This window comes from Sedimentitalea sp. XS_ASV28, assembly GCF_041224545.1.
Taxonomy (GTDB): Bacteria; Pseudomonadota; Alphaproteobacteria; order Rhodobacterales; family Rhodobacteraceae; genus Sedimentitalea.
Map to the genome: position 1 here is coordinate 1 of NZ_JBGFGP010000134.1, position 6,407 is coordinate 6,407.

6 protein-coding genes and 1 pseudogene are annotated in these 6,407 nt (G+C 56.2%); 4 read left to right on the plus strand and 3 right to left on the minus strand.

Annotated elements, in window-relative coordinates; genetic code table 11:
- Positions 1 to 155 precede the first annotated feature (155 nt).
- From AB9K34_RS12260 to dctP, 3 genes are read right to left on the minus strand one after another with little or no spacing between them, the layout of a single operon-like run.
- Positions 156 to 1,445 (minus strand): TRAP transporter large permease, encoded by a 1,290-nt coding sequence (locus AB9K34_RS12260; protein ID WP_369954719.1) that lies wholly within the window; start codon positions 1,443 to 1,445, stop codon positions 156 to 158.
- Positions 1,446 to 1,961, minus strand: a complete 516-nt coding sequence (locus AB9K34_RS12265) for a TRAP transporter small permease (RefSeq protein WP_369954720.1) — start codon at positions 1,959 to 1,961, stop codon at positions 1,446 to 1,448.
- Positions 1,945 to 2,940: a TRAP transporter substrate-binding protein DctP gene (gene dctP, locus AB9K34_RS12270; RefSeq protein WP_369954721.1), complete on the minus strand. Its 996-nt coding sequence runs from the start codon at positions 2,938 to 2,940 to the stop codon at positions 1,945 to 1,947. The genes AB9K34_RS12265 and dctP overlap by 17 nt, the downstream gene beginning before the upstream one ends.
- Positions 2,941 to 3,273: 333 nt before the next feature.
- Between dctP and AB9K34_RS12275 the strand changes: the two are divergent.
- From AB9K34_RS12275 to AB9K34_RS12290, 4 genes and pseudogenes are all read left to right on the plus strand, one after another.
- A pseudogene (locus AB9K34_RS12275) lies at positions 3,274 to 4,304 on the plus strand (NAD(P)/FAD-dependent oxidoreductase); the annotation flags it as partial.
- Between the two features lie 96 nt (positions 4,305 to 4,400).
- Positions 4,401 to 4,661, plus strand: coding sequence for a glycine cleavage T C-terminal barrel domain-containing protein (locus AB9K34_RS12280; RefSeq protein ID WP_369954724.1), 261 nt, complete (start codon positions 4,401 to 4,403; stop codon positions 4,659 to 4,661).
- A 116-nt stretch (positions 4,662 to 4,777) separates the two neighbouring features.
- The gene (locus tag AB9K34_RS12285) at positions 4,778 to 5,515 is read left to right on the plus strand and encodes a trimethylamine methyltransferase family protein (protein ID WP_369954722.1); all 738 of its coding nucleotides are present in this window, start codon (positions 4,778 to 4,780) and stop codon (positions 5,513 to 5,515) included.
- Position 5,516: 1 nt separating this feature from the next.
- Positions 5,517 to 6,188 carry a TetR/AcrR family transcriptional regulator gene (locus AB9K34_RS12290; RefSeq protein WP_369954723.1) on the plus strand — a complete coding sequence of 224 codons (672 nt, stop codon included), beginning with the start codon at positions 5,517 to 5,519 and terminating at the stop codon, positions 6,186 to 6,188.
- The last annotated feature ends 219 nt before the right edge of the window (positions 6,189 to 6,407 follow it).

Genomic DNA, 6,407 nt, shown 5'->3' on the forward strand with positions numbered 1-6,407 from the left:
GGCAGCGAGGATGAAATGTTCGAAAAACGTCCACTCCTCGTCCGTCATCAAGTCTCGTGCCAAGCTGGTCTCCATAGCAGATACTAGCTTGAATCACGCCTACGGTGCATTGTGAATCCCTTTTGTCAACACGGCCTAGCGACGAAACCTCTTTCTTACATCAAATCCAGCGCTCGCGGTATTGACAGCGACAGGGCTGGCCAAAACGTAGTCATCAGCATGACCGGGAATGCGACAAAAGTCATCAGACCGAGTGCGGGCAAAACGGCCTGCATGATTGGTGCCCGCGTGATCTTGCACGACAGAAACAGCGTTGGCGCCACCGGCGGGCTATTTGCGCCAATGACGACAGAGCACCCTACGATTGCGGCGAAATGCACTGGGTCAACTTCATTCGCCACCATCAGGGGCATGAACAACGGAGCGATCACAACAGTGACGGATATGTCATCCATCAAGGCACCTGCAACAATCAAAACCAGATTAACGACCAACAACGCGCCGATCGGGCTGGTTACGACGGATTGAATTGCCTCGGTCAGATCCTGCGGCACGCGTTCGAAGGCCATGATCCGCGAGATCATGAAGGAAAAGAGCAGGATCAGGATGATTGTACCGGTTGTTTCAGCAGCTTGTACGACACTGCGCGTCAAGCTGCGCCATGTGAATTCGCGATAGATCAGTCCGCCGACGATCAGGGCCGCGACCGCCGCGACAGCGGCTGCTTCGGTCGGCGTAAAGACACCGCCATAGATACCGCCCAGAATAATGATCGGTAGCGATAACGCAGGTAATGCATGGAGCGTCACCTTACCGAACGTTTCGCGTGGCCCCGTACTTTCATCCGCAGGAAGCTCTTCGAAGGCGCGACCGACCAGAAAACGGTTATAGAGGACGAGGCCGATGATGAGCAGAATCGCAGGGCCGATGGTGGCCGCGAAACAGGCCGCGACCGACTGGCGAGTCACCACTGCAAACAGGATCATGGTGATCGAAGGCGGGATCAGAATTCCCAGCAGCGACGATATCCCCAGCAACGCTGCAACTCGCCCTCGCGGATATCCGCGAGCGACCAGAGGTTCCGTCATGATGGACCCGATTGAAGCGATGGCCGCAGTCGCCGTGCCAGCGATAGCGCCAAAGACACTTGATGACAGCACCATCGCAGAGCCCATTCCGCCTTTTCCGGTCGCCAGACGCTCGATAAAGGAGATGATGCGCTGCGCAATACCGCCAGACTGCATCAGAAACCCCGTCAGGATGAACAGTGGCAGCGCCACCAGCACCAGCGAGTTAAGCGAGCGAAAACCTTGTAGCATCAGTGTATTGAGGTTCACGTCATAGACATAGGTCAAATAGGCCAACACCCCGGCAAAGGACCAGGCGACCGGCAAACCAATCCCCATGAGGATAATAAGAAGCGGAAGAGCGACGAGCGCATACATTCAGGTACGCCTCAATTTCAGGAGCGCGCCGATGACATCGCGCACTGCGTAACAAAAACACCCCACCGCAGCGAGGCCGATGGCCATCTGCGGCACCCAGAGAGGGATCTGATAAGCCGGGGTCGTCTGCGGACGCTTGAGCCCCCAGGAGAACATCCAGTAGGCCCAGACGATAAAGAATATGGTGATGATCATGGTCAGCGTTGCAATCAGCAGGTCATGGGCTGCCTTGCGTCGCGGGTCGGTGATGTTGCCAGCAATCCAGTCAACGGTCAGATGGTCACGCTTGCGCGACGCAATAACCGCCCCGGTCATATAAAGCGCAACAGCGGCAAGCATGATCAATTCATGCAAGCCGACAACGGACAAACCGAGCACATAGCGGGCGACAACAAGAAAGGCCATCAGGCCCGTCACGACCAAATACGACACGATCGCCACGAGGTCGAGCATACGCGCGATGGCCCCGCCAATACGTGAGGTGGGGCCACTCTCGAGGTCAGAGCTCTCCGGCATTTGCCCGAATTTTATCCATGATGTCTTTGCCGACGCGATCTTCCATCTGCGGCCAGACCTTTTCGCGCACAGTCTTGGCCATGGCCTTCAACTCTTCGTCCGACGGTTCGATATAGGTCATGCCAGCGTCCTTGGCCTGCTGAACGTAATATTCGTCGCGTTCCCTGGCTTGTTCGAATGCTTCGTTCATGACCGTGTTTGCAGCATCTGCGACGGCCTTTTGCTGATCCTCGCTCAGGGATGCCCAGGAACCTTCGTTCATCGTCATGACGCCGGTAATGAATTGCATCTTGATCTGATTGTAATAGTCCAGAACGTCGCGGAAATATTCATAGTCCCAATAGATAATATTTGCGCCATCCCCATCAACGACGCCGGTTTGGATCGCGGTGAACACCTCTGACCAGTCGATGGTTGCGGTCTGATAGCCCAGAGCCTGCAGCGACTCGGCCATTGGGAACATCGCCGGAACGCGGATCTTGAGCGCGCTCGCCTCTTCCGGCGTCATGGCGAATTTATCGCGCGAAGCGACACCGTTGAAACCCTCGGGCCAGGGGCCAAAGAACTTAACACCAAGATCGGCCCAAACTTCGGTCAAGACCTCGTTGACCCAGCCACCCGGCTTATATGCGTCCAGGGCCTCTTCCCAACTGGTCACCATATACGGGGTGAACAGCACGCCAAGTCTTTCGTCATATGCGGTGATCGGCCAGTTGATCATCATGTCCAGATCGCCCGCGACGAGCAGATCCAGAACCTCGGCCTGACTGCCCAATTCGTTCTGATAGAACACGTCGACCTGCACGTCGCCGTCCGTACTTTCCTCGATCAGCGCCGCCCAGCGGTCAAGCGCATCACCTGATGGCGAGCCCTTGGCCCCCGAATCCGTGGCAAGTTTCAAAGTGGTTTCGGCCACCACGGGCGCAGCCAGCGCCAAGGCCATGGCGGTACCAAGGCCTAGAAGAGTTTTGAAAAACATTTGCGAATCCCCCTGTCAGATAGACGCAACGGCGCGCCGAATCCTATCGTAATCCCACACTGGGCAGACCTGTCTAATTCTGTCAATATGATTTTTGAATTGCGTTAAGCCTTACTGCCCAAGTCTTACGAACCATCTGGACGCAACAATCCTGATCCGTGACTTATGCCTCAATATATAGTGGTTTATTAAAGATCCGGGCGAATTTGTGGCTCAATATTATCGCTAGACAAAAATGTCCAATACAGGCCACACCCAAAAGACATTGCTGTCTATTAAGTCAGCTGTGACCTACATACTCAAGAGACACGGCGCAAATCAGGAAGAAAACCAATGCAGTCACATTACCGTGCCGTTGTGATCGGATGTGGCGTTGTCGGCGCTTCGGTCTTGTACCATTTGGCAAAATTCGGCTGGAAAGACGTCTGCCTGATCGAGCGCAACGTTTTGACCGCTGGGTCAAGCTGGCATGCGGCGGGCGGGTTTCATGTCCTGAACTCAGACGCCAACATTGCATCGCTTCAGGCCTATACGATTGATCTGCTATCCGAGATCGAAAAGGAATCAGGCCAGTCGGTCGGGATGCATATAACAGGCGGCACGACGCTGGCTGGCACTCGAGATCGGTGGGAATGGCTGCAATCTGCTTACCGCACCTTTCAATCCATCGGGATCGACGATGTGCGGCTGATTACCCCGAAGGAAGCAAGAGAGTTGAACCCGCTGGGTCCACCCATGGCATTCTGGGTGGCATGTTTGCCGACCGCGAAGGGTACGTCGACACCACAGGCACAGTTCACGCATATGCCGGTGCCGCCAACAAACACGGTGCCGAAGTGATCGAACATAACCAGGTACTGGAACTTACTCAGATGAGTGATGGCTGGGATGTCGTGACCGAAAAGAGCAAGATCCATGCCGAACATGTTGCCAATGCCGGGGGCCTCTGGGCCAAACAGGTTGGTCTCATGGCGGGGATCGAACTCCCGGTGTCCCCACCCAACCACCACTATCTCATCTCTGACACGATCCCCGAGGTTGCAGCGCTCGACAAGGAAATGCCCCTGACGGTGGACCTCGAAGGCTTTACCTACATGCGGCAGGACCAGCAGGGCATGTTGCTGGGAATCTACGAAATCGATCACGAGCATTGGATGATGGATGGCGCGCCGTGGGAATATGGATTCGAGCTGCAACAGGAAGACACCGATCGAAGTGAAAAGGAACTCACTCTCGGTTTTGAACGCTATCCGGCGTTGCAGAATGTCGGTTTGAATACATGGGTCAATGGCGCTTTTACCTTTGCCCCCGACGGCAACCCGCTGATTGGGCCCCTACGGGGCAAACCGGGCTATTGGTGCGCCTGCGGTGTGATGGCCGGGTTCCTTCTGGGCGGCGGCGTCGGCAAATCGCTAGCCGAATGGATGATCCACGGCGAACCCGAGGCCGGTGTCTTTGGTATGGATGTGGCGCGATTCGTCCCCTATGCCGCGAACAAGGAGTACATCAAGCAGACCACCGGCCAATTCTACACTCGCCGATTCGTGATGACATATGGTCATACGGCGGGAAAATCGCTGGCCATAGCCATGATTGACCGAACAGCCAGCACCGAAGAAACAGAATGGGCCGTGCATGTCGTCGGTGCCGAACGTCCGGCACGGGTGATAGCGGCCTCTCCCTATGACGCAAAAGACAGTGCGATGCGGGGCACAGGATGACACCCGAGACCCCACCACAACCACGGGCAAGGAGGCGTCGGGGGCGTGGCGATGGAAGACCGCCCGCCTCCAAACGCACGGTCAACTACAGCAAGTTGCGCACCCCCTTTCCAACGATGTCCGTGTTCTCGGACGACGAAATCGAGAACAGCCATGCCGAGGTCCTGGCAGCAATCACTCTTAACCAACTTGTCCGACCCGGCGCGCCGATCTGCTATGGCACCTTCACCTCGAATGTGGGCATGAAATCGGGCGCGCCTGCGCTTGGCACCCCCACCCACTTTCAGGCAAGTCTCGCCGCCGGTCAGCTTGCCCGCTTTATTGGCCTGCCGTGGCGGTCGGCAGCAGGGTCTGCCTCCAATCTTAACGACGTACAGGCGGCGAATGAGAACCAGATGGGGCTTTGGGGCTGCCTCATGGCGGGTGCATCGGTGATCATCCATTCCGCAGGCTGGCTCGAAAGCGGGCTGACCATATCTTACGAAAAGCTGATCACCGACGTCGAAGTCTTGAACATGATCGCCGAGCTTTGCGCGGGCAACAACGCCAGCGTTGATGAGATCGGTTTCGAGGCGGCGATCAGCGAAGTGAACCCAAGCGGGCACTTCTTTTCCACCAGCCATACGATGGCACGGTATGACACAGCGTTCTACGAACCCGTCGTGCATGATTACGCCAATTTCGGAACATGGACAGAACGCGGCGCATCTGACGTCAACACGCGCGCTACGGCGATTTGGAAAGGTATTCTTGCTGCCGACAACCGCCCAGATATCGACGAAGCAAAGGTCGAAGCCTTACATCCGTTCATAGACATACGCACCGCCGACGGCGGTGCACTCCCGGAGAGCTGATATGCCCGCAAGACTTACACCACTTCTACATAGGGATGATCCGGACAAGGATCCGCTGGTCGGCCATGTAAAGGTCACACGCGAAGATTGGCTGAACGTTGCACGCGACGTTCTCGTCAGCGAGGGGGTTGCCGAGGTCAAGGTTCTGGCACTTGGCACCCGCCTTGAGGTGTCTCGATCCAGTTTTTACGGCTATTTCAAGAGCCGCAAACATCTGCTCGAAGCACTGCTGGACGATTGGGAAAATCGCAACACAAGATCGATTGTCGAAAGCGTCGAGGCACCTGCCGGCTCCATTTCCGAAGCGGTCTGCAACTTCTTTCGCTGCTTTCTCGACCCGGAGTTGTTTGATCACGGACTGGATTTCGCGGTCAGGGAATGGTCACGACGGGACGGGGCGGTGCGTCAACGCATAGATGCCGCTGATGCGGAACGCCTAAGGGCTGTCAGAGCCATGTACGAACGCTTTGGTTACTCTGAATACGACGCCGATACGCGCGCGCGCATCCTTTATTTCATGCAGCTTGGCTATCATGCACTGGAACTGCGCGAACCGATGTCGGAACGGATCGCACGGCTCAAAGGCTATCTACGCGGTTTTACTGGTATTGACCCGGATCCAAAGGTGATCGCCGATCTGCGTGATTTCGTGATTGATCTGAATAGCCGATGACACGTGACTGCCCCCTGAAATCCCTCACCGTAATGTAGAGTCTGCGTCAACTCTGAAGGAGCAGACATATGCGAAAGGACCGTTTCACCGAGGCGCAGATAATCGGGATGATCAAAGAGCAGGGTTCAAGCGTTTAGCGATTGATCCAGTGGATCAATCGTAGCGCAGAACGGCATGCCGACGGCTGAGGTATGCCTCAGGCACGGTCTGAGCACCGCG